The organism is Streptomyces sp. NPDC053432 (assembly GCF_055585365.1).
Genome location: NZ_JBVJKF010000026.1, coordinates 20181 through 40245, shown reverse-complemented (window position 1 = coordinate 40245; position 20065 = coordinate 20181). Strand labels below are relative to the sequence as shown.

The 20065-nt window shown below is 72.7% G+C and carries 21 protein-coding genes; 7 read left to right on the top strand and 14 right to left on the bottom strand.

Annotated features, from left to right (window positions below; all coding sequences use genetic code 11):
- Window positions 1-2: 2 nt before the first annotated feature.
- Together hsaD and hsaA are read right to left on the bottom strand one after the other, a co-directional pair.
- A complete protein-coding gene (gene hsaD / locus ACZ6Y1_RS31955; RefSeq protein ID WP_469637995.1) occupies window positions 3-854 on the bottom strand; it encodes a 4,5:9,10-diseco-3-hydroxy-5,9,17-trioxoandrosta-1(10),2-diene-4-oate hydrolase in 852 nt (283 codons plus the stop codon).
- Window positions 851-2020 (bottom strand): 3-hydroxy-9,10-secoandrosta-1,3,5(10)-triene-9,17-dione monooxygenase oxygenase subunit, encoded by a 1170-nt coding sequence (gene hsaA, locus ACZ6Y1_RS31950; RefSeq protein ID WP_469637992.1) that lies wholly within the window; start codon window positions 2018-2020, stop codon window positions 851-853. The genes hsaD and hsaA overlap by 4 nt, the downstream gene beginning before the upstream one ends.
- A gap of 368 nt (window positions 2021-2388) precedes the next feature.
- Between hsaA and ACZ6Y1_RS31945 the strand changes: the two genes are divergently transcribed.
- Window positions 2389-3270: an IclR family transcriptional regulator gene (locus ACZ6Y1_RS31945; protein WP_469637988.1), complete on the top strand. Its 882-nt coding sequence runs from the start codon at window positions 2389-2391 to the stop codon at window positions 3268-3270.
- An 86-nt stretch (window positions 3271-3356) separates the two neighbouring features.
- On the opposite strand, the gene ACZ6Y1_RS31940 is transcribed toward ACZ6Y1_RS31945, so the two are convergent.
- From ACZ6Y1_RS31940 to ACZ6Y1_RS31905, 8 genes are all read right to left on the bottom strand, one after another.
- Window positions 3357-4424 (bottom strand): 2Fe-2S iron-sulfur cluster-binding protein, encoded by a 1068-nt coding sequence (locus ACZ6Y1_RS31940; protein WP_469637985.1) that lies wholly within the window; start codon window positions 4422-4424, stop codon window positions 3357-3359.
- Complete coding sequence (locus ACZ6Y1_RS31935; RefSeq protein ID WP_469637982.1) at window positions 4417-4647, bottom strand: hypothetical protein; 231 nt, start codon at window positions 4645-4647, stop codon at window positions 4417-4419. Before ACZ6Y1_RS31935 ends, ACZ6Y1_RS31940 begins: the two co-directional genes overlap by 8 nt.
- Entirely contained in the window at window positions 4647-5786 is a 1140-nt protein-coding gene (locus ACZ6Y1_RS31930) for a Rieske 2Fe-2S domain-containing protein (RefSeq protein WP_469637977.1), read from the bottom strand. The genes ACZ6Y1_RS31935 and ACZ6Y1_RS31930 overlap by 1 nt, the downstream gene beginning before the upstream one ends.
- A 96-nt stretch (window positions 5787-5882) precedes the next feature.
- Window positions 5883-6914: a 4-hydroxy-2-oxovalerate aldolase gene (gene dmpG / locus ACZ6Y1_RS31925; protein WP_469637974.1), complete on the bottom strand. Its 1032-nt coding sequence runs from the start codon at window positions 6912-6914 to the stop codon at window positions 5883-5885.
- Window positions 6911-7810, bottom strand: a complete 900-nt coding sequence (locus tag ACZ6Y1_RS31920) for an acetaldehyde dehydrogenase (acetylating) (protein WP_469637971.1) — start codon at window positions 7808-7810, stop codon at window positions 6911-6913. The genes dmpG and ACZ6Y1_RS31920 overlap by 4 nt, the downstream gene beginning before the upstream one ends.
- Window positions 7811-7825: 15 nt before the next feature.
- On the bottom strand, window positions 7826-8611 hold the full coding sequence (locus ACZ6Y1_RS31915) for a 2-keto-4-pentenoate hydratase (RefSeq protein WP_469637968.1): 786 nt from the start codon (window positions 8609-8611) through the stop codon (window positions 7826-7828).
- Between the two features lie 460 nt (window positions 8612-9071).
- Window positions 9072-9986, bottom strand: a complete 915-nt coding sequence (locus ACZ6Y1_RS31910; protein WP_469637965.1) for an SDR family oxidoreductase — start codon at window positions 9984-9986, stop codon at window positions 9072-9074.
- A gap of 1 nt (window position 9987) precedes the next feature.
- On the bottom strand, window positions 9988-10752 hold the full coding sequence (locus ACZ6Y1_RS31905; RefSeq protein ID WP_469637962.1) for an SDR family oxidoreductase: 765 nt from the start codon (window positions 10750-10752) through the stop codon (window positions 9988-9990).
- 56 nt (window positions 10753-10808) lie between these two features.
- Here ACZ6Y1_RS31905 and ACZ6Y1_RS31900 point away from each other — a divergent pair, with 56 nt between their 5' ends.
- The 5 genes from ACZ6Y1_RS31900 to ACZ6Y1_RS31880 are packed head-to-tail and all read left to right on the top strand — an operon-like array spanning window position 10809 to window position 15180.
- A complete protein-coding gene (locus ACZ6Y1_RS31900; protein WP_469637959.1) occupies window positions 10809-11564 on the top strand; it encodes an enoyl-CoA hydratase family protein in 756 nt (251 codons plus the stop codon).
- Window positions 11561-12412 (top strand): CoA transferase subunit A, encoded by an 852-nt coding sequence (locus tag ACZ6Y1_RS31895; RefSeq protein ID WP_469637956.1) that lies wholly within the window; start codon window positions 11561-11563, stop codon window positions 12410-12412. The genes ACZ6Y1_RS31900 and ACZ6Y1_RS31895 overlap by 4 nt, the downstream gene beginning before the upstream one ends.
- Complete coding sequence (locus ACZ6Y1_RS31890; protein WP_469637953.1) at window positions 12409-13137, top strand: CoA-transferase subunit beta; 729 nt, start codon at window positions 12409-12411, stop codon at window positions 13135-13137. Before ACZ6Y1_RS31895 ends, ACZ6Y1_RS31890 begins: the two co-directional genes overlap by 4 nt.
- 6 nt (window positions 13138-13143) lie before the next feature.
- Window positions 13144-14217 (top strand): NAD(P)H-dependent flavin oxidoreductase, encoded by a 1074-nt coding sequence (locus ACZ6Y1_RS31885; RefSeq protein ID WP_469637949.1) that lies wholly within the window; start codon window positions 13144-13146, stop codon window positions 14215-14217.
- Window positions 14218-14247: 30 nt separating this feature from the next.
- Complete coding sequence (locus tag ACZ6Y1_RS31880) at window positions 14248-15180, top strand: tyrosine-protein phosphatase (RefSeq protein ID WP_469637946.1); 933 nt, start codon at window positions 14248-14250, stop codon at window positions 15178-15180.
- A gap of 100 nt (window positions 15181-15280) precedes the next feature.
- Here ACZ6Y1_RS31880 and ACZ6Y1_RS31875 read toward each other — a convergent pair whose 3' ends face one another.
- Window positions 15281-16954, bottom strand: a complete 1674-nt coding sequence (locus tag ACZ6Y1_RS31875; protein ID WP_469637943.1) for a DEAD/DEAH box helicase — start codon at window positions 16952-16954, stop codon at window positions 15281-15283.
- Window positions 16955-17054: 100 nt separating this feature from the next.
- Entirely contained in the window at window positions 17055-17258 is a 204-nt protein-coding gene (locus ACZ6Y1_RS31870) for a cold-shock protein (RefSeq protein WP_030028954.1), read from the bottom strand.
- Between the two features lie 210 nt (window positions 17259-17468).
- On the opposite strand from ACZ6Y1_RS31870, the gene ACZ6Y1_RS31865 reads away from it, so the two are divergent.
- Window positions 17469-18110 (top strand): SIMPL domain-containing protein, encoded by a 642-nt coding sequence (locus tag ACZ6Y1_RS31865; RefSeq protein WP_469637939.1) that lies wholly within the window; start codon window positions 17469-17471, stop codon window positions 18108-18110.
- Window positions 18111-18270: 160 nt separating this feature from the next.
- Here ACZ6Y1_RS31865 and ACZ6Y1_RS31860 read toward each other — a convergent pair whose 3' ends face one another.
- A complete protein-coding gene (locus ACZ6Y1_RS31860) occupies window positions 18271-19428 on the bottom strand; it encodes an acetyl-CoA C-acetyltransferase (protein WP_469637937.1) in 1158 nt (385 codons plus the stop codon).
- A 21-nt stretch (window positions 19429-19449) separates the two neighbouring features.
- Window positions 19450-20064 (bottom strand): TetR/AcrR family transcriptional regulator, encoded by a 615-nt coding sequence (locus ACZ6Y1_RS31855; protein WP_469637934.1) that lies wholly within the window; start codon window positions 20062-20064, stop codon window positions 19450-19452.
- Window position 20065: the final 1 nt, after the last annotated feature.

Here is a 20065-nt window from a genome sequence, read left to right as displayed (position 1 = left end):
CTCTAGTACAGGAAGAAGTCGGTGGCGAGGCGGTTGAACGCGGCGGCAGCCTCGGTCTGCGCCCAGTGGCCGCAGTGCGGGAAGACGTGGAGGCGGGCGTCGGGGATGGCCTTGAGGGCGACGAAGGCCCCGTCGACCGGGTTGACGCGGTCCTCGCGGCCCCAGGTCAGCAGCACGGGGCAGGTGATGCGGTGGGCGTCGCGCCACAGCTGGGAGTCCTGGGGCCACCTGGCGAAGGCGGCGCCCATCCGGGCGTTGCCGAGGGCCGCCTCGGGGTCGGTGGCCTGGGTGTAGCGCTCCTCGACGAGTTCGTCGGTGACGATCGCCGGGTCGTGGACGAGGGTGGTGAGGAAGGCGCGCATCTGCGCGCGGGTGGGTTCGGCGCTGCCGGAGAATTCGAAGAGCCGCTTGATGCCTTCGGTCGGGTCGGCGGAGAAGAGGTTGAGGGAGATCCCGCCGGGTCCCATGAGCAGGAGCTTGCCGACCTTGCCGGGGTGGTCGAGCGCCATGCGGGTGGCGGTGCCGCCGCCGAGCGAGTTGCCGACGAAGTGGGCCTTGTCGATGCCCAGTTCGTCCATGAGGGCGGCGACGGCGTCGGCGGCGAAGCTGAAGAAGTCCTTGTCCGGTTCGGGCTTGTCGGACTTGCCGAAGCACGGCTGGTCGACGAGGAGTGTGCGGAAGTCCTCGGCGAAGTGGGGGAGGTTGCGGCCGAAGTTGGACCAGGCGGAGGCGCCGGGGCCGCCGCCGTGCAGGAGGATGACGACGTGTCCGTCGGCCGGGCCCGCCTCGTGGTAGTGGAGGGTCAGGCCGCCGGCCTCGGCGGTGCGCGAGGTGTTCTCGTACGTGATCGTCACAGCATGGTGTCCTGGATGTCGAGGCCGAGGGCGCCCTGGCCGAAGAGGACGAGGGCCCGCTCGGGGTCGTTGGCGGCGTGGCCGCGGCCGGTGTGGACGTCGCGCCAGGCCCGCTGGACCGGGTTCGGGCCGGTGCGCATGGCGCTGCCGCCCGCGTTCTCCATGAGGAGGTCGACGGCGCCGACGCAGCGTTCGGTGGCCAGGACCTGGTCGCGGCGGGCCCGGGTGCGCAGCGCCATCGGCAGTTCCTCGCCGCGTTCGGCGAGGGCGTAGAGCTCGGCGATGTTGCGGCGGAGCTGGAGCCAGGAGGCGTCGATGTCGCTCGCGGCGCGGGCGATGCGGACCTGCGCGAAGGGATCCTCGGCGACCTGCTGGCCGTAGGAGATGCGGAACCGCTCGCGGGTGGCCGCGACGTACGCCTCGTACGCGCCTTCGGCGATGCCGACGATCGGGGTGGAGATGGTGGTGGTGAACACGGAGGCGTAGGGGAGGCGGTAGAGCGGCTCGGGGTTGGCGGCGTGGCCGGGGACCTTCAGCGCGGTGACGGGGCCGAAGCTGAGCGCGCGGTGTTCGGGGACGAACACGTGGTCCAGGGTGATGTCGTTGGAGCCGGAGCCGCGCAGGCCGACGGTGTCCCAGACGTCGTCGACGCGGTACTGGGAGCGCGGGACGAGGAAGGTGCGCATGTCGACGGGCCGGCCGTCGGCGTCGGTGACGAGGCCGCCGAGGAGGGCCCAGTCGGCGTGGTCGCAGCCGGAGGAGAAGTGCCAGCGGCCGCTGACGGTGAAGCCTCCATCGACGGGGGTGACCTTGCCGGTGGGGGCGTAGGAGGAGCAGATGCGGGTGTCGGGATCGGTGCCCCAGACCTCTTCCTGGGCGCGGGGGTCGTAGAGGGCGACGTGCCAGGGGTGGACGCCGACGACGGAGGCGACCCAGCCGGTGGAGCCGCAGGCCTTGGCGATCTCCTTGACCGCGTCGTAGAAGACGGCGGGGTTCGCGGCGCGGCCGCCGTGGGCCCGGGGCTGGAGGAGGCGGAAGAAGCCGGTGTCGGCGAGTTCCTTGATGCTCGCCTCGGGGACCTTGCGCTGGGCCTCCGCCTCGGTGGCGCGTTCGCGCAGGGCCGGGGCGAGGGCGCGGACTGCGTCGAGGACGTCTTCGTCGCTCATGGTGTCCCTTTCTCGGGGTCGACCTCTCTGCGTCGACGGCTTCGGGGTGCGGTGAACGTACGCCCGGGGGTCGGGGGCGTGGAACGGGCGGTTCCCGGTGAGTGGGAAGGCGGAGCCCGGCTGCGGCCCGCGGGTCCGGGCCGGGAGCCCGCCTGTCCCGTACCGCCGGCGCTCCGGTGCCGCCCGCCCCTGCCGCGGTGCCGCCCGGGCCGCGCGCGGGGCCTCCACCGAGCGGTCTCCCTTCGTGCTTCCCACTGCCGCCTGGCTACCCGAAGTATTACTGATTGAAATACATGCCTTCCGGGTGCTTCCCTCCGCCCGGGGGCCCGTGGCAGGGTCGGGCCAATACCTCACGCAGGGGGTTTCTCGTGCTCGACCAGGTCATGGAGACCGAGCTCGCACCGCTGTCGCTGCTGGAGAAGGCCGCGAGGGTGCTGGGCGCCTTCGAGGGGTCGCAGCCGCGGCTCTCGCTCACCGAGGTCGTCCGCCGCTCCGGGCTCCCACGCTCCTCCGCCCACCGGATCCTCGACCAGCTGGTGCGGCTGCGCTGGCTGGACCGCGAGGGCCGCGACTACCGGATGGGCATGCGCATGCTGGAGCTCGGCGCGCTCGCCTCCCACCACAACCGGCTGCGCCGGGCCGCCCTCCCGCTGCTGCACGCGCTGCACGAGCAGACCGGGCAGGTGGTGCACCTGTCGGTGCCGGACGGGGGCGAGGTGGTCTGCCTGGAGCGGATCGGCGGCTCGGAGGCCACGGCCGTGCCCTCCCGGGTCGGCGGCCGGCTGCCCGCGTACTGCACCGCCGCCGGCAAGGCGATCCTCGCCTTCAGCGACCCGGCGGAGCTGGAACACGTCATCGGGCACGGGCTGCGGCCGCGTACGCCCCGAACCCTGATCCGGCCCCTCGCGCTGCGCGCCGAGCTGGCCGCCACGCGCGAGCGCGGGGTGGCGTACGACCGGGAGGAGACCTTCCGCGGCATCTCGTGCGTGGCGGTGCCGCTGCGGGGCGCGGGGCGGGCGGTGGCCGCCGTCTCGGTCTCCACCGGCCGCGGCGAGCGCGAGCTGGCCCGGCTGGCGCCGGCGGTGAGCGCGTGCGCGCGGGCGGTGTGGCGGGAGCTGTACGGGCCCGGTCGGACGGGGTGGCCCGGGCGGGCCGGGCGGGCGGCCGCGGGGCCGCAGCCGGAGCCGGCCGTCTCGGCGCAGGCGATGGACAACATGATGGGCTGGCTGCGGTTCAGCGAGTGGATGTAGCGGGTAGTCATATCCCATCGCACGACAAGGACCCGGACCCGACCCCTCGCCAGGGGGCCGGGCCCGTTCCTTTTTCCGGCCTGCGCTCAGCCCTCGTAGGTGACCCGGACCCGGTCGCCCTCCGGCAGGGCCTGGCAGGCCAGGACATAGCCCTCGGCCAGGTCCTCCTCGTCCAGGACCTCGTTGCGGGCCATCGTGACCTTGCCCTCCACGACCCGGCAGCAGCAGGCACTGCACGCCCCTTCCCGGCAGGAGTACGGCGCCGGGACGCCCGCGGCGAGCAGGGCGTCGAGCAGTGGGACCCCCGCGTCCCAGGGCACCGTGTGGGACGCCCCGTCCAGCTCCACCTCGGCGGTGACCCGGCCGGCGGCGGCCGAAGGCGCTGCTCCCGCTGCCGGGGCGCCCGCTCCGGCCGCCCGGGAGGCGGGGGCGAACACGTCGGAGGCGAGGGAGAAGTACCGCTCGCGGTGTATCGCGCGCGGGAGCGCACCGGCGGCGCGCAGGGCGCTCTCGGTGGCGTCCATCAGCGGGCCCGGCCCGCACAGGTAGGCCTCGCGGCCCGCGTACGGTTCCACGAGCGGGCCGAGCCGGACGGCGGTGGGCAGTCCCTGGAGGCTCTCCAGCCAGTGGATGACGGTCAGCCTCCCGGAGTGCGCCTCGGCGAGCCCCCACAGCTCGTCGCGGAAGATCACCGACTCGGGGTCTCGGTTGGCGTACACCAGGGCGATCCGGGCCCGGCCGGCGGCGAGCGCCGATTTGGCGAGGGAGAGGACCGGGGTGATCCCGCTGCCGCCGGCGAGCAGCAGCAGGTCCCGGTCGAGGCCGCCGGGGCCCGGGGTGAAGGTGCCCGCGGGCGGCAGGACCTCCAGCTCGTCCCCGGCGGCGACCTCCTGGCAGATCCAGCCGGAGCCGAGCCCGCCGGGGACCCGCTTGGCGGTGATCCGCATCGGCTCGCCGGTGTGCGGGGAGCTGGCCAGCGAGTAGCAGCGGGCCGCGCCGCCGGGTATCCGCAGGGTGAGGAACTGGCCGGGGGCGTAGGGCAGGTCGCAGTCCAGCACGAGCGACACCGCGTCCGCGGTCTCCTGCACCCGCTCCCGCACCCGCACCCGCACCGGTCCCCCGGCCCGCGGGGCTTCGTACGCGGCCTCAGACATCGGCGGGCACCTCCAGCCGGCCCTCGCGGACCGCCGCCTCGATGCTCGCGCGCAGCGCCGTACAGGAGCGGACGCGGGCGCTGAGTTCGCCGGCGGCCACCCGGGCGGCGATGCGGGGGCAGGTGGCGGCGGCCTCGTCGGTCCACTGGACCTGGGTGTGCGCGGGGCTGAACTTCTCGCACAGCACGGCGGTGCCGCATTCCCCGCACACGACGGGGCGCATCAGACGGCCCCGGCCGCGCGGCGGGCCAGGTTCTCGGCGACCTCGGCCTTCCAGGCGGCGGTGGCGCGGGTGGTGTCGATCTCGAACTCGAAGCGGCGCACCATCTCGTCCTTGACGTCGGCGGCGTCCACGTAGAACTGCTCGTACCAGCGGCGCAGCTGGTAGACCGGCCCGTCCTCCTCCGTCAGGAGGGGGTTGTCGATGCGGGTCTTGTTCTTCCAGATCTCGACGTCCTGCTCGAAGCCGACCGCGAGGCCCTCGGAGGTGAGGCGGGCGGCGTCGGCGGCCTGTTCGTCGGTCATGCCGGGGAGCTTCTTGACGATCGCCCCGTACATGAGCATGAAGCTGTTCTCGTCGATCGGGTAATGGCAGTTGATCAGGACGGACTCCAGCTCGACACCCCCGCCGACGTCGCTCCACAGCTTGTCGATCATGTACGAGGGGCCGTAGTAGGAGGCGTCGGAGCGCAGGCCGCCGCCGGTGGAGAGGGTGCCGAGGTCGACGTCGCCGCGCGGGGTGGACTCCATGTACTGGGTGGCCACGTGCCCGTCGAAGACGTTCTTGAAGTAGTGCGGGAAGGCGTAGTGCACGTAGTAGAAGTGCGCCATGTCGACGACGTTGTCGACGATCTCCCGGCAGTTGGAGTTCTCCACGCGCAGGGAGTTCCAGCTCCATTCGCTCCATTCGGGGCTGCCGACGCCCTCGATCCGGGGGATGGTGACGTCCTCCGGCGGCGGGTTGCCCTCCGGGTCGTTCCAGACGTAGAGCTGGGCGTTGCGCTCCAGGGTGGTCCAGGCGCGGGTCCGGGCGCGGGCCGGGACGCGGCGCGCGTACGGGATGCCGGCGCAGCGGCCGTTGCCGGACCAGCGCCAGTCGTGGAAGGGGCAGGCGAGGGTGTCGCCCTTGACGGTGCCGTGGGCGAGGTTGCCGCCCATGTGGGGGCAGTGGGCGTTCAGGACGTGCAGGGCGCCGGTGTCCTGGCTCCGGAAGACGACGAGCTTGGTGCCGAAGGCCTCGACCTCGTGGGGCGTGCCGTCCTTGAAGGAGTCGGCGAGCCCGAGGCAGTGCCAGCCGCGGGCGAACCGGGTCGGCACTGCGGCCGCCTCGATGACGCGGGGTCCTTCGTCGGTCGCGGTCATGGGGGCTCTCCACTTCATCGGGGTAAGCGGTGGGGGTGTGGTTCGTGGGGGTTGGAGGGGTTGGGGGGGTTGGGGGTTGCGGCGCGGCCGGAGCGGTCAGTGCTCGGCGAGTTCGACGGCGATGTCGATCAGCTGGTCCTCCTGGCCGCCCACCAGGCGGCGTTCGCCGGCGCGCAGCAGGATCTCGGCGCCGGAGACGCCGTAGCGCTCGGCCTGGCGGTAGGCGTGCTTGAGGAAGCTGGAGTAGACGCCGGCGTGTCCCATGAGCAGGGCCATCCGGTCGAGTCGGCATTCGTCGTCCATGACGGGCCGGACCACGTCCTCGGCCGCGTCGATGATCTTCAGTACGTCGATGCCGGTGCGGAGGCCCATCTTCTGGCAGACCGCGGCGAAGGCCTCGACGGGTGTGTTCCCGGCGCCCGCGCCGAGCCGCCGCGTGGAGCCGTCGATCTGGAGCGCCCCGGCGCGCACGGCGGCGACCGAGTTGCCGACGCCGAGGCCGAGGTTCTCGTGGCCGTGGAAGCCGACCTGCGCGTCGTCGCCGAGTTCGGCGACGAGGGCGGCGACGCGGTCGGTGACCTCGTCCATGACCATGGCTCCGGCCGAGTCGACGACGTACACGCACTGGCAGCCGGCGTCGGCCATGATCCGGGCCTGGCGGGCGAGGTTCTCGGGGGTGGTGGAGTGGGCCATCATCAGGAAGCCGACGGTCTCCAGGCCCATGTCGCGGGCGAGGCCGAAGTGCTGGACGGAGATGTCGGCCTCGGTGCAGTGGGTGGCGATCCGGCAGATCGTCCCGCCGCCGGCGTGGGCGGCGCGGATGTCGTCCTTCACGCCCAGCCCCGGCAGCATCAGGAAGGCGATCTTCGCGTTCCGTGCCGTCGCGGCGGCGATCCTGATCAGTTCCTGCTCGGGGGTCCCGGAGAAGCCGTAGTTGAAGGAGGAGCCGCCGAGCCCGTCCCCGTGGGTGACCTCGATGACGGGGACGCCCGCGCCGTCGAGGGCGGTGACGATCGACCGCACGTCCTCACCCGTGAACTGGTGGCGCTGGGCGTGGGAGCCGTCGCGCAGGGAGGAGTCGGTGATCCGGATGTCGAGGCTGTCGGAGTACGTGTGGGGGGCGTTCATGCGACGAGTCCCTTCGCGAACTCCTCGCCGACCTTGGTGGCGGCGGCGGTCATGATGTCGAGGTTTCCGGCGTAGGGCGGCAGGTAGTCGCCCGCACCCTCCACCTCCAGGAAGATCGCGACGCGGGCCGTCCCGCCGTTCATCACGGAGGCTTCGTCGAACTGCGGCTCGGTGCGCAGCCGGTAGCCGGGTACGTAGGTGGCGACCTCCGCGGCGATCTGCTCGACGGAGGCGGCGATGGCCGCCTGGTCGGCGTCGGGCGGGATCGCGCAGAAGACGGTGTCGCGCATCATGACGGGCGGCTCGGCCGGGTTGAGGATGATGATGGCCTTGCCGCGGACGGCGCCGCCGATCTCCTCGATGCCGCGGGCGGTGGTACGGGTGAACTCGTCGATGTTGGCGCGGGTTCCGGGGCCGGCCGAGACGGAGGCGACCGAGGCGACGATCTCCGCGTAGGCGACGGGCACCACCCGCGAGACGGCGTACACCATGGGGATGGTGGCCTGGCCGCCGCAGGTGATCATGTTGACGTTGGGCCGGTCCAGGTGTGCGGTGAGGTTCGCGGGCGGGACGACGGCGGGGCCGACGGCGGCGGGGGTCAGGTCGATGGCCTTGACGCCGAGTTCGGCGTAGCGCGGGGCGTTGGCGCGGTGCACGTACGCGGAGGTGGCCTCGAAGACGAGGTCGGGGAGCTCGCCCTGGGCCAGGAGCCGGTCGACGCCCTCGTGGGAGGCCTCGATTCCGGCGCGCCGGGCGCGGGCGAGGCCTTCGCTGTCGGGGTCGACGCCGATCATCCAGCGGGGCTCGATGTACGGGGAGCGCCGGAGTTTGTAGAGGAGGTCGGTTCCGATGTTGCCGGAGCCGACGATGGCGGCGGTCGCTTTCGTCTTGGTCACGGTCACCTCAGGAGCTCAGGAGAAGGAGAGGGACACCGGGCCGAGGCCGGTGAAGTCGGCGGTGTAGGTCCGTCCGGCGGTCACGTCCACGGCGCGGGTGCAGGAGCCGGGCAGGACGAGGTGTCCTTTGCGCAGGGGGACGCCGAAGCGGGCGACGGTGCGGGCCAGCCAGGCGACGGCGGTGGCGGGGTCGCCGAGCACGGCGTCGGAGCGGCCGGTGGCGAGGGTCTCGCCGTGGCTGGTGAGGCGGGCCTCGACGGCCTTCAGGTCGAGTTCGCGCGGGTCGCGGCCCTCGCCGATGACGTAGCCGGCGGAGGAGGCGTTGTCGGCGATGGTGTCGGCGATGGAGATCCGCCAGTCGGCGATGCGGCTGTCGATCAGCTCCAGGGCGGGCACGACGCGTTCGGTGGCGGCCAGGACGTCGGCCTCGGTGCAGCCTTCGCCGGGCAGGTCGGCGCCGAGGACGAAACCGACCTCGACCTCGATGCGGGGCGCGCAGTAGGCGGCGGTGGGCACGGGGGTGTCCTCGTGCAGCTCCATGGCGTCGAGGAGGTGGCCGTAGTCCGGTTCGTCGACGCCCATCATGGCCTGCATGACGGGGGACGAGAGGCCGACCTTGTGCCCGGTGATGCGGGCGCCCTCGGTTTCGGCGCGGTGGCGGATGTTGAGGAGCTGGATCTCGTAGGCGTCCCGCGCGTCGATGCCTTCGTACAGCTCGCTCAGGGGCCGGACGGGGGCCCGCCGCCGCTCCGCCGCGCGCAGCGCCTCGGCGGCTTCGCGCCGGTGCCGGTCGTTGAGCATGGGGTCCTCCCGGCTGCGGTGGTGTGTGGTGCGGCAGACGGTAGGCGCGGGGCGGGCGCGGGCGGGAGGCCGTGTTCCCGCTGAGCGGGATAGCCCTGCCTGGGCCGGTGGCAGGTGACCCCTCGCCCTCGCCCCATGGGCCGGTCGCAGGTGTGCGGGGAGCGGGGGCGCGCAGGGGCGTCCCCGCAGGAGGAGCGCGCAACCACCCTGCGCATTGAACGGTGCCCGCAGGCGCGACGACGAGGAGTCGCCCCGGAGGGCCCCCGCGGACCGACCCGCACGATCGAAGCCCCCGGCCCGGGAAAACCCAGCCCCTCCGGCGATTGAGGAGCGGGGGTGCGGGGGCAGCGCCCCCGGAACGGCGCCGCACCCCGCAGACGACGGCAGCGAAATCAGCCCCGCCGGCGTTTGAGGCGCGGGGGGGGGGGAAAAGAGAGCCGGGGGCCGCGCCCCCGGAGGGTTACACCGCGGCCCCGTACACCGGCAGCGGCGGCACCGACTCCGCCAGCAGCTTGACCGCGGTCTCCCCCGCCTCGGCCGGAGTCCACCGCCCGCCCCGGTCGGCGGTGGGCCCGGGCCGCCAGCCCTCCATCACCGTGATCCGGCCCCCCTCCGCCTCGAAGACCCGCCCCGTCACCCCGGCCGAGGCGCCCGAACCGAGCCACACCACCAACGGGGACACGTTCTCCGGTGCCATCGCGTCGAACGCGCCGGCGGCCGGTGCGGCCATGGTCTGCGCGAAGGTCTCCTCCGTCATGCGGGTCCGCGCCGCCGGGGCGATCGCGTTGACCTGGACCCCGTACCGCCCCATCTCCGCCGCCGCGACCATCGTCAGGCCCAGGATCCCCGCCTTCGCCGCGCTGTAGTTGCCCTGTCCGACCGAGCCCAGCAGCCCGGCCCCCGAGGAGGTGTTGACCACCCGCGCCGCCACCGGCCGGCCGGCCTTCGCCTCCGCCCGCCACCACGCCGCCGCCGACCGCAGCGGCAGGAAGTGCCCCTTCAGGTGCACCCGCATGACCGCGTCCCAGTCGTCCTCGTCCAGGTTGACGAGCATCCGGTCGCGCAGGAACCCCGCGTTGTTGACCAGGGTGTCGAGCCGCCCGAAGGTGTCGACCGCCGCCGCCACCAGCGAGGCCGCGCCCTCACCGGTCGCGATGTCCCCGCCGTGCGCCACCGCCTCGCCGCCCAGGGCGCGGATCTCCTCGGCCACCCGCGCGGCCGGGGAGTCCGGCCCGGGCTGCCCGTCGAGTCCCACCCCGAGGTCGTTGACGACGACCTTCGCCCCTTCCGCCGCGAACGCCAGCGCGTGGGCACGGCCCAGCCCCCGCCCCGCGCCCGTCACGACGACCACACGGCCTTCGCTGATTCCCGCCATGTCAGCTCTCCTTGTTCGCAGTTGCCGCATCCAAGAACGCGGGGCGTTCCCCGCCCCCGTGCACCAGCAGGCTCGCCCCGCTCACGTATGCCGCCCGGTCCGAGGCCAGGAACACCGCGGCCTCCCCGACGTCGGAGGGTTCCGCGAGCCGTCCCAGCGGTACGGTCGCGGCGACCGCCGCGATCCCGGTCTCGTCCCCGTAGTGCAGGTGGGACAGCTCGGTCCGCACCATGCCCAGGACCAGCGAGTTCACCCGTACCTCGGGCGCCCACTCCACGGCCATGGAGCGGGCCAGGTTGTCCAGGCCGGCCTTGGCCGCGCCGTACGCCGCCGTGCCCGGTGAGGGCCTGGTCCCGCTGACGCTGCCGATCATCACGACCGATCCCCGGGTCCGGCGCAGCATCGGGTGGGCGGCCAGTGAGGCCGTCATCGGGGCGATCAGGTTGAGCTCGACGACGCGTGCGTGGCGCTCGGCCCCGCCGCCCCCCAGCAGCCGGTACGGGGTTCCGCCGGCGTTGTTGACCAGGCAGTCGAGCCGCCCGTAGCGGTCGGCGACCCCGCCGAAGAACTCCTCGACGGCGGCCGGATCGCGCAGGTCCAGCGGTACGAACGTGGCCTTCCTGCCGCCCGCCGCCACCGGTTCCTCCGGGGGCCGGCGGGCGCAGACGACGACGTGTGCGCCGGCCGCGAGGAACGACCGGGCGATGCCGGCGCCGACGCCCCGGGTTCCCCCGGTGACGACGACAACCCTCCCGTCGAGCTCCATAGGCTGCTACCTTCCTCACCTAACAAATGTTTGGTGGAAAGGTAGCTGATCCGCTCATGGGTGTCTCCACCTCCAGCCCGGCCGAGGGCATCGCACTCGTCACAGTCGACTTCCCGCCCGTCAACGCACTGCCCGTGCAGGGCTGGTACGACCTCGCCGACGCCCTGCGCGCCGCCGGCCGCGACCCCGGGATCCGGTGCGTGGTCCTGGCCGCCGGGGGCCGCGGCTTCAACGCCGGCGTCGACATCAAGGAGATGCAGCGCGACACCGGCCACACCGCCCTCATCGGCGCCAACCGGGGCTGCTACGAGGCCTTCGCCGCCGTGTACGAGTGCGAGGTGCCGGTCGTCGCGGCCGTGAACGGGTTCTGCCTGGGCGGCGGCATCGGCCTCGTCGGCAACGCGGACGCCATCGTGGCGAGCGACGACGCCACCTTCGGCCTGCCCGAACTGGACCGGGGCGCGCTCGGCGCCGCCACGCACCTGGCCCGGCTCGTCCCGCAGCACCTGATGCGCGCCCTGTACTACACCTCCCGCACCGCGACCGCCGCCGAACTGCAGGCGCACGGCTCGGTCTGGAAGGTGGTCCCCCGGGACGGACTGCGCGCGGCCGCCCTGGAACTGGCCGCCGAGATCGCGAAGAAGGACGGCTACCTGATCCGGCTGGCCAAGGCCGCCATCAACGGCATCGACCCGGTGGACGTGCGCCGCAGCTACCGCTTCGAGCAGGGCTTCACCTTCGAGGCCAACCTCAGCGGGGTCGCCGACCGGGTGCGGGACACCTTCGGGAAGGAAGAGGGGAAGAGCGCATGACCGACAAGACCATGAGCCCCGACGAGGTCGTCGGGCGGCTCCGCAGCGGGATGACCATCGGCATCGGCGGCTGGGGATCCCGGCGCAAGCCCATGGCCCTGGTGCGAGCGCTGCTCCGCTCCGGGATCACCGATCTCACCGTGATCTCGTACGGAGGCCCCGACGTCGGGCTGCTGGCCGCCGCCGGAAGGATCCGGAAGCTCGTCGCCCCCTTCGCCACCCTCGACTCCATCCCGCTGGAGCCCCACTTCCGGGCCGCCCGCGAGCGCGGCGCCTTCGCCCTCACCGAGCTCGACGAGGCCATGTTCATGTGGGGCCTGCACGCCGCCGCCAACCGGCTGCCCTTCCTCCCCGTCCGGGCCGGCCTCGGCTCCGACGTGATGCGGGTCAACCCGCAGCTGCGCACCGTCACCTCCCCCTACGCCGACGGCGAGGAGCTCGTCGCCGTCCCCGCGCTGCGGATGGACGCCGCCCTGGTCCACCTCAACCGCGCCGACCGCCTCGGCAACGCCCAGTACCTGGGCCCCGACCCCTATTTCGACGACCTGTTCTGCGAGGCGGCCGACGCCGCGTACGTCTCCTGCGAGCAGATCGTGGAGAGCGCCGAGCTCGCCAAGTCCGGCCCCCCGCAGTCCCTCCTCGTCAGCCGTCACTCCGTCACCGGGGTCGTGGAGACCCCGAACGGCGCGCACTTCACCTCCTGTGTCCCCGACTACGACCGCGACGAGGCCTTCCAGAAGCTGTACGCGACCACCCCCTGGCCCGAGTTCGCCGACCGGTTCCTGTCCGGCCCGGGCGAGCACGACTACCAGTCCGCCGTCCGGACCTGGCACGAGGAGCAGAAGTGATCAGCCGCTCGGAATACTGTGTCGTCGCGTGCGCCGAGGCCTGGCGCGACAACGGCGAGGTGCTCGCCAGCCCGATGGGCCTGATCCCCTCCTTCGGCGCCCGCCTCGCGAAGCGGACCTTCTCCCCCGACCTGCTGCTGACCGACGGGGAGGCCATGCTGGTCGGGCTCGACGGCACGGCCGAGGGCTGGCTCCCGTACCGGCGCCACCTGACCATGGTCACCGGTGGCAAGCGGCACGTGATGATGGGCGCCAGCCAGATCGACCGCTTCGGCAACCAGAACATCTCCTGCATCGGTGACTGGGCGCAGCCGGCCCGCCAGCTCCTCGGGGTCCGTGGGGCGCCGGTCAACACCCTCAACAACCCGGTGAGTTACTGGGTCCCCAAGCACTCCACCCGGGTGTTCGTCGAGCGCGTCGACATGGTCAGCGGGGTCGGCTACGACCGTGCCGAGGCGGCCGGCCCCTCGGCCACCCGCTATCACCGGCTGCCGCGCGTGGTCAGCGACCTCGGCGTCTTCGACTTCACCGGCCCCGGCCACTCGATGCGCCTGGCTTCCGTGCACCCGGGGGTGACGGTCGGCCAGGTGCGCGAGGCCACCGGTTTCGAGCTCGCCGTCGCCGACGAGGTCCCCTTCACCCGGGAGCCGACCGCCGAGGAACTGCGGCTGATCCGCGAGGTGATCGACCCCAAGGGGTTGCGGGACCGGGAAGTCCGGGGCTGAGCGGCCATGGAGACGGCATTCACCAAGCTGGTCGGCGTCGAGCACCCGATCGTGCAGACGGGCATGGGCTGGGTGGCCGGCCCCCGGCTCGTGTCGGGTGCGGCGAACGCGGGAGCCCTGGGCATCCTGGCCTCGGCGACGATGACCACGGAGCAGCTGCGGTCCGCGATCCACGAGGTCAAGTCCCGGGTCCCGGAGGGCACTCCGTTCGGGGTCAACCTGCGGGCGGACGCCGGGGACGCGGCCGAGCGGGCGCAGCTGATCATCGACGAGGGCGTACGGGTCGCCTCGTTCGCCCTCGCGCCGTCCAAGGAGCTGATCGCGCGGCTGAAGGACGCGGGCGTCGTCGTCATCCCGTCGATCGGTGCGCGGCGGCACGCCGAGAAGGTGGCCGCCTGGGGCGCCGACGCGGTGATCGTGCAGGGCGGGGAGGGCGGCGGTCACACCGGGGACGTGGCCACGACCGTGCTGCTCCCGCAGGTCGTGTCCGCGGTGGACATCCCGGTGGTCGCCGCGGGCGGGTTCCGGGACGGGCGGGGCCTGGTCGCGGCGCTGGCGTTCGGGGCGGCGGGCATCGCGATGGGCACCCGGTTCCTGCTGACCTCCGACTCGACCGTCCCGGACGCGGTGAAGGCCGAGTACCTGAAGGCGACGGTCAAGGACGTCACCGTCACCACGGCCGTCGACGGGCTGCCGCACCGGATGCTGCGGACCGAGCTGGTCGACTCCCTGGAGCGGGCCGGCCGCACCCGGGCGCTGGCCCGGGCCGTCCGGCACGCGGCCGGCTTCAAGAAGCTGTCCGGCCTGAGCTGGTCGCAGATGGTGCGCGACGGCCTGGCGATGAAACACGGCAAGGACCTGTCCTGGAGCCAGGTCCTGCTCGCCGCGAACACCCCGATGCTCCTCAAGGCGTCCATGGTCGAGGGCCGTACGGACCTCGGCGTCATGGCATCGGGCCAGGTCGCGGGGGTGATCGACGATCTTCCGTCCTGTGCGGAGCTCGTCTCCCGCGTCATGGCCGAAGCACGACAGGCACTCGAAGAGCTGCACTCGCTCCGCACTCTGCCACCACCAGGGTGATCCCCCTTCTCCGTCACAGGAGTCGCACATATGAGCCGTGCCCGAATCCGCCTGGCGACCGCGGCGTCCGCCGCCGCGCTCGTCATCGGGACCCTGCCCGCCTCCGCGTACGCGGCGGCGGCGCCCGGAGCCGGGGCCAGTGCCCGGCCCCACTGGTACGAGCAAGCAGAACCGATCCGTCAGATCCCCCTCCAGGGCGCGGTCAACTTCCGTGACCTGGGCGGATACCGCACCTGGACCGGCGGTCAGGTCCGCCGGGGCCTGGTGTACCGCTCCGACGCACTGAGCAAGCTGACCGCCGCGGACGTCACCACCGTCTCCGGTCTCGGCCTCACGAAGGCCGTCGATTTCCGCATCCCCATGGAGCTCCAGTACGACGGCGCCGACAAGCTGCCCGCCGGGCTCTCCCCGACCTCCCGCCCGGTCAGCGACCTGGGCCTCTACGGCACCCTCATGGGCGCGATCGCCAGCGGCGACCCCGTCAGGCAGGAGCAGATCCTCGGCGGCGGCCGGGCCGAGGCCTACATGCGCGACATCTACCGCAGTTTCGTGACGAACCCCGAGAACCGGGCGCAGTTCGCGCAGACCGTGCGGGAGGCGGCGGACGGCGGGCAGGGGCCGCTCCTCTACCACTGCACCTCCGGCAAGGACCGGACCGGCTGGATGAGTTACGTCCTGCTGCGCGCGCTGGCCGTCCCCGAGGGCACCGCCGAGCGCGACTACCTGGCGTCGAACACCTTCCGCGCCGCGTACGACGCCCAGGTGCGGGCGGGCATCAAGCAGTCCGGCCGGATGCAGAACCCCGACCTGCTGATCCCGCTGCAGGAGGTCCGCCAGGACTACCTGGACGCGGCGACGGCGCAGATGGAGGCCGACTACGGCAGCTTCTACGGCTATCTGACGGACGGGCTCGGCCTGGACGTGCGGACGCTGGCGAAGCTCCGGAAGAAGATGGTCCGCTGACGCGGTACGGACAGCACGACGCCGGGCAGTGCTCCACGCACTGCCCGGCGTCGTCCGTTCGTCCGTTCGTCCGTCCGTCCGTCCGTCCGGAAGCGTACGGTCAGACCGCCCGGCGGCGGCCATGGCCGCCCGTGCCGACCCGGCTCCGCGCGGACGCGGCGGCCGCGCCGCCCGAGGCGGCACCGCCGGAGCGCCGGCCGCGGTCACCGGAGCCGGTGGCCGCGCCACCGCCCTGTCCGCGGCGGGCCTGGCCCGAACCGGAGGCGGCCGGGGCCTGCCCCGAGCCACCGCCGGAGGAGCGGCGCCCGCGGCCGCCGGCCGCCGGGGCGGAACCCGTGGCGGAGCCGGTGCGCGGCCCGCCCGAGCGCCGGCGCGAACCGGAACCGGAGCCGGAGCCGGTGCGGGGCTTCGGTGCGGGCTGCTGCGGCACCTCCAGCACCACGGGGACGCCCGAGGGCTCCTTGGCGCCGGTCAGGCGGGTGAGCTCCTCGTCGGAGGACCTGATCTGCGCGGTGCGCGGGGAGATCCCGGCGTCCGACATCAGCCGGGTCATGTCCCGCTTCTGGTCGGGCAGCACCAGGGTGACCACGCTGCCGGACTCGCCGGCCCGGGCGGTGCGGCCGCCGCGGTGCAGGTAGTCCTTGTGGTCGGTCGGCGGGTCCACGTTCACGACGAGGTCGAGGTCGTCGATGTGGATGCCGCGGGCGGCCACGTTGGTGGCGATCAGCGCGGTGACCTCACCCGTCTTGAACCAGTCGAGCGTGCGGTTGCGCTGCGGCTGCGAGCGCCCGCCGTGCAGGCCGGAGGCCCGTACGCCCTCCGCGAGGAGCTTCTTGACCATGCGGTCGACACCGCGCTTGGTGTCCACGAACATGATCACCCGCCCGTCACGGGCGGCTATCCGTGTGGCCACGGCCTTCTTGTCGGTCTCGTCCATGACGTACAGGACGTGGTGCTCCATGGTCGTGACCGCACCGGCCGACGGGTCGACGGAGTGGCCGACCGGGTCGGTCAGGAACATCTTGACGAGCTTGTCGATGTTCTTGTCGAGGGTCGCCGAGAACAGCATGGTCTGGCCGCCCTCCTCGACCTGCTTGAGCAGCGCCGTGACCTGCGGCATGAAGCCCATGTCGGTCATCTGGTCGGCTTCGTCGAGGACGGTGATCGAGACCTGCGAGAGGTCGGCGTCACCGCGGTCGATGAGGTCCTTGAGGCGGCCGGGGGTGGCGACGAGCACCTCGGCGCCGCGGCGCAGGGCGCCCGACTGCCGGTTGATCGACATGCCGCCGACGACGGTAGCGATGCGCAGGTTGACGGCCGTGGCGTACGGGGCCAGGGAGTCGGTCACCTGCTGGGCGAGCTCGCGGGTCGGTACGAGGACCATCGCGAGCGGCGCCTTCGGCTGCGCGCGGCGGCCGGCGGTCCGGGCCAGCAGCGCCAGGCCGAAGGCCAGCGTCTTGCCGGAGCCGGTGCGGCCGCGGCCGAGCAGGTCACGGCCGGCGAGGGAGTTCGGCAGCGTCGCGGCCTGGATCGGGAACGGCTCGGTGACGCCCTGGGCGGCGAGGGTCTTCAGCAGCGCCTCGGGCATGTCCATGTCCTCGAACGCGGCGACCGGCGGCAGCGCCGGGGCGATCGGCTCGGGCATGGTGAATTCCTGGGGCCGGGGGGCGGGGGCGGACTTCTGCCGTCCCGCGCCAGCCTTCGGACGTCCCTGTGCCGCACCTCGGCCCCGGGTGGGGCGGCGGCTGGGTCGTGCGGAGCTGGAGCTGGTCATGCGAGAAAGCCCTCCTGAAACCGGCAGGTAAAACAAAGTCGAGACAGCAGACAAGCCGGGGTCCGCACCTCACGGCGCGGACCCCGGCAAGCTGAAAAAATTAGGCGGGGATGATGTTCTCCGCCTGGGGGCCCTTCTGGCCCTGGGTGACGTCGAAGGACACGCGCTGGCCCTCGGTGAGCTCACGGAAGCCCTGGGTGGCGATGTTCGAGTAGTGGGCGAACACGTCCGGACCGCCACCGTCCTGCTCGATGAAGCCGAAGCCCTTTTCCGAGTTGAACCACTTCACGGTGCCAAGTGCCATTTGAATCTCCTGAGTAGGCGGCAAGGGCCCCATCCGGGAGAATCCGGCAAAAACAATAAAAGCGCCTGAGGAACATTCCCGTCAGGCGCACATAAAGTTCATGGGTACCACAACTGCAACGCCTCTAAGCTAGCACACCCCGGTCGGGGGGCGTTCCTCGCCCACGGGGCGGGTCTGGTCGGCGCGGTCCGATCTTGGTTCAATGCGCGGATGGCATCGATCAAGGAGCCCTGGGGGCTCAGTGTGCTCGGAGCGGGCAGCACGTCCGCCGAACCCCGGCTCGCGCAGGTGGACTTGGCGGTCGATCTGATCGCCCCGTCGCCGAAGGAGGCCTTCGCCGAGGCGGGCGCGGCGGTGGCGCGCCTGCGCGCGGTCCTGCGGGAGCACGGCATACCGGACTCGGACGTGTCCGGCTCACGGCTCCAGCTGACCTCGCAGTACAAGGGCTACGGCGTTGACCGCACCTTCCTCGGCTACGGCTGCGAGGCCACGTACACCGTGCAGACGTCGGCGCTCGACCGGCTGGAACTGCTCATCGAGGACGCGGTGACGGCCGGCGCGAACCGGGTCGACGCCGTCCGCTTCGAGGTCGAGGACAAGCCCGCGATGCGCGACGAGGCTCGACGCCGGGCGGTGGCGGCCGCCCGGCGCAAGGCCGAGGTCTACGCGGAGGCCTGCGGAGTGCGGCTGGGGGCGGTGATCCACATCGAGGACGTCGACCCCGAGTCGATGGACGTCCGCAGCCATGGCCGCCGGCTGGGCGGGGACCCCGAGCCCGACGGCTCCCTCGCCCCGGGCTCGGTCCGCGTGGAGGCCGCCGTCCTCCTGGGCTTCGCCCTCCTCCCGGCCTGACGCCTGTGCCGCGGTCTGCGGGCCGTCTGTCCGTGCGGCTCCCCTGCCGGGGCTCCGCCCCGGACCCCGCGCCTCAATCGCCGGCGGGGCTGGATGGTGTCCCGTTTGAGGCGCGCGGGTGCGGGGGCGGCGCCCCCGGAACGGATCCGCAGCGAGGCGGCTACAGGCGCTCGATGATGGTGACGTTCGCCTGGCCGCCGCCCTCGCACATCGTCTGGAGTCCGAACCGGCCCCCTGTGCGCTCCAGTTCGTGCAGCAGGGTGGTCATGAGCTTGACCCCCGTCGCCCCCAGCGGGTGGCCCAGCGCGATCGCGCCGCCGTTCACGTTCACCCGCTCCGGATCCGCGCCCGTCTCCTTCAGCCACGCCAGGACCACCGGCGCGAACGCCTCGTTGATCTCGACCAGGTCGATGTCGGCCAGGGACATGCCGGTCTTCTTCAGCGCGTACGCCGTCGCCGGGATCGGCGCCGACAGCATGCGGATCGGGTCCTCGCCCCGCACCGAGAGGTGGTGGATCCGGGCCCGCGGCCGCAGGCCGTGCTCCCGTACGGCCCGCTCGGAGGCGATCAGCATCGCCGCCGCGCCGTCGGAGACCTGGGAGGAGACGGCCGCGGTGATGGTGCCGCCCTCGACGACCGGCTTCAGTGTCGCCATCTTCTCCAGCGTGGTGTCCCGCCGCGGGCCCTCGTCCACCGTGACGCCGCCGTACGCCGCGATCTCGCGGTCGAACCGGCCCTCGTCGATGGCCCGCAGCGCCCGCCGGTGGGAGCGGAGCGCGAACTCCTCCATGTCCCGGCGCGAGATGCCCCACTTCTCCGCGATCAGCTGGGCGCCGTGGAACTGGTTGACCGGCGCGTCGCCGTAGCGGGCCCGCCAGCCTTCCGAGCCCAGGTACGGGCCCTGCGTGAAGCCCAGCGGTTCCGCCGCCTGCCGCGAGGCGAAGGCGATCGGGATCATCGACATGTTCTGGGTGCCGCCCGCGACCACCAGGTCCTGGGTGCCGGACAGGACGCCCTGCGCGGCGAAGTGCACCGCCTGCTGCGAGGACCCGCACTGGCGGTCGACCGTGACCCCCGGCACCTCCTCCGGCAGGCCGGCCGCCAGCCATGCCGTCCGCGCGATGTCGCCGGCCTGCGGCCCGACCGTGTCGAGGCAGCCGAACACCACGTCCTCCACGGCGGCCGGGTCCACCCCGGAGCGCTCGACCAGCGCCTTCAGTACGTGCGCGCCCAGGTCGGCGGGGTGGACGGCGGACAGGCCGCCGCCCCGCCGCCCCACGGGGGTGCGTACCGCTTCGACTATGTAGGCCTCGGGCATCGGGACTCCTCTGCTGATGGGTCAGGTGCGTAGGGCGATCCCGTCCAGCACCATCGACAGGTACTGGCGGGCGATCTCCTCGGGGCTGTGCTGTCCGCCCGGCCGGTACCAGGACGCCGCCACCCACACCGTGTCGCGCACGAAGCGGTAGGTGAGGCGGATGTCGAGGTCGGCGCGGAAGACCTTGGCCGCCACCCCGCGTTCCAGCGTCCCCAGCCATGCCTTCTCGAACTTCACTTGCGAGTCGGACAGGTAGTGGAAGCGGGGCTGCGCGGAGAGCGTGCGGGCTTCCTTCTGGTAGATGGCGACGGCCGCGCGGTGCCGGTCGATCTCCCGGAAGGACTCGGTGACGAGGGCCTCGATGGTCTCCCGGGGGCCGAGACCGGCCGCGAGGACGGTGTCGTACCCCTCCCACAGCTCGTTCAGGAAGGCCGAGAGGATCTCGTCGAGCATCGATTCCTTGGAATCGAAGTGGTAGTAGAGGCTGCCGGCGAGCATGCCGGCGGCGTCGGCGATCTTGCGGACGGTGGTGGCGTTGTAGCCCTGCGCGGCGAAGACCTCGGCGGCGGTGTCGAGGAGTTCCCGGCGCCGCTCGGGTGAGGCAGTCACCTGCGGCTTCTTCTTGTTCGTTGGCACG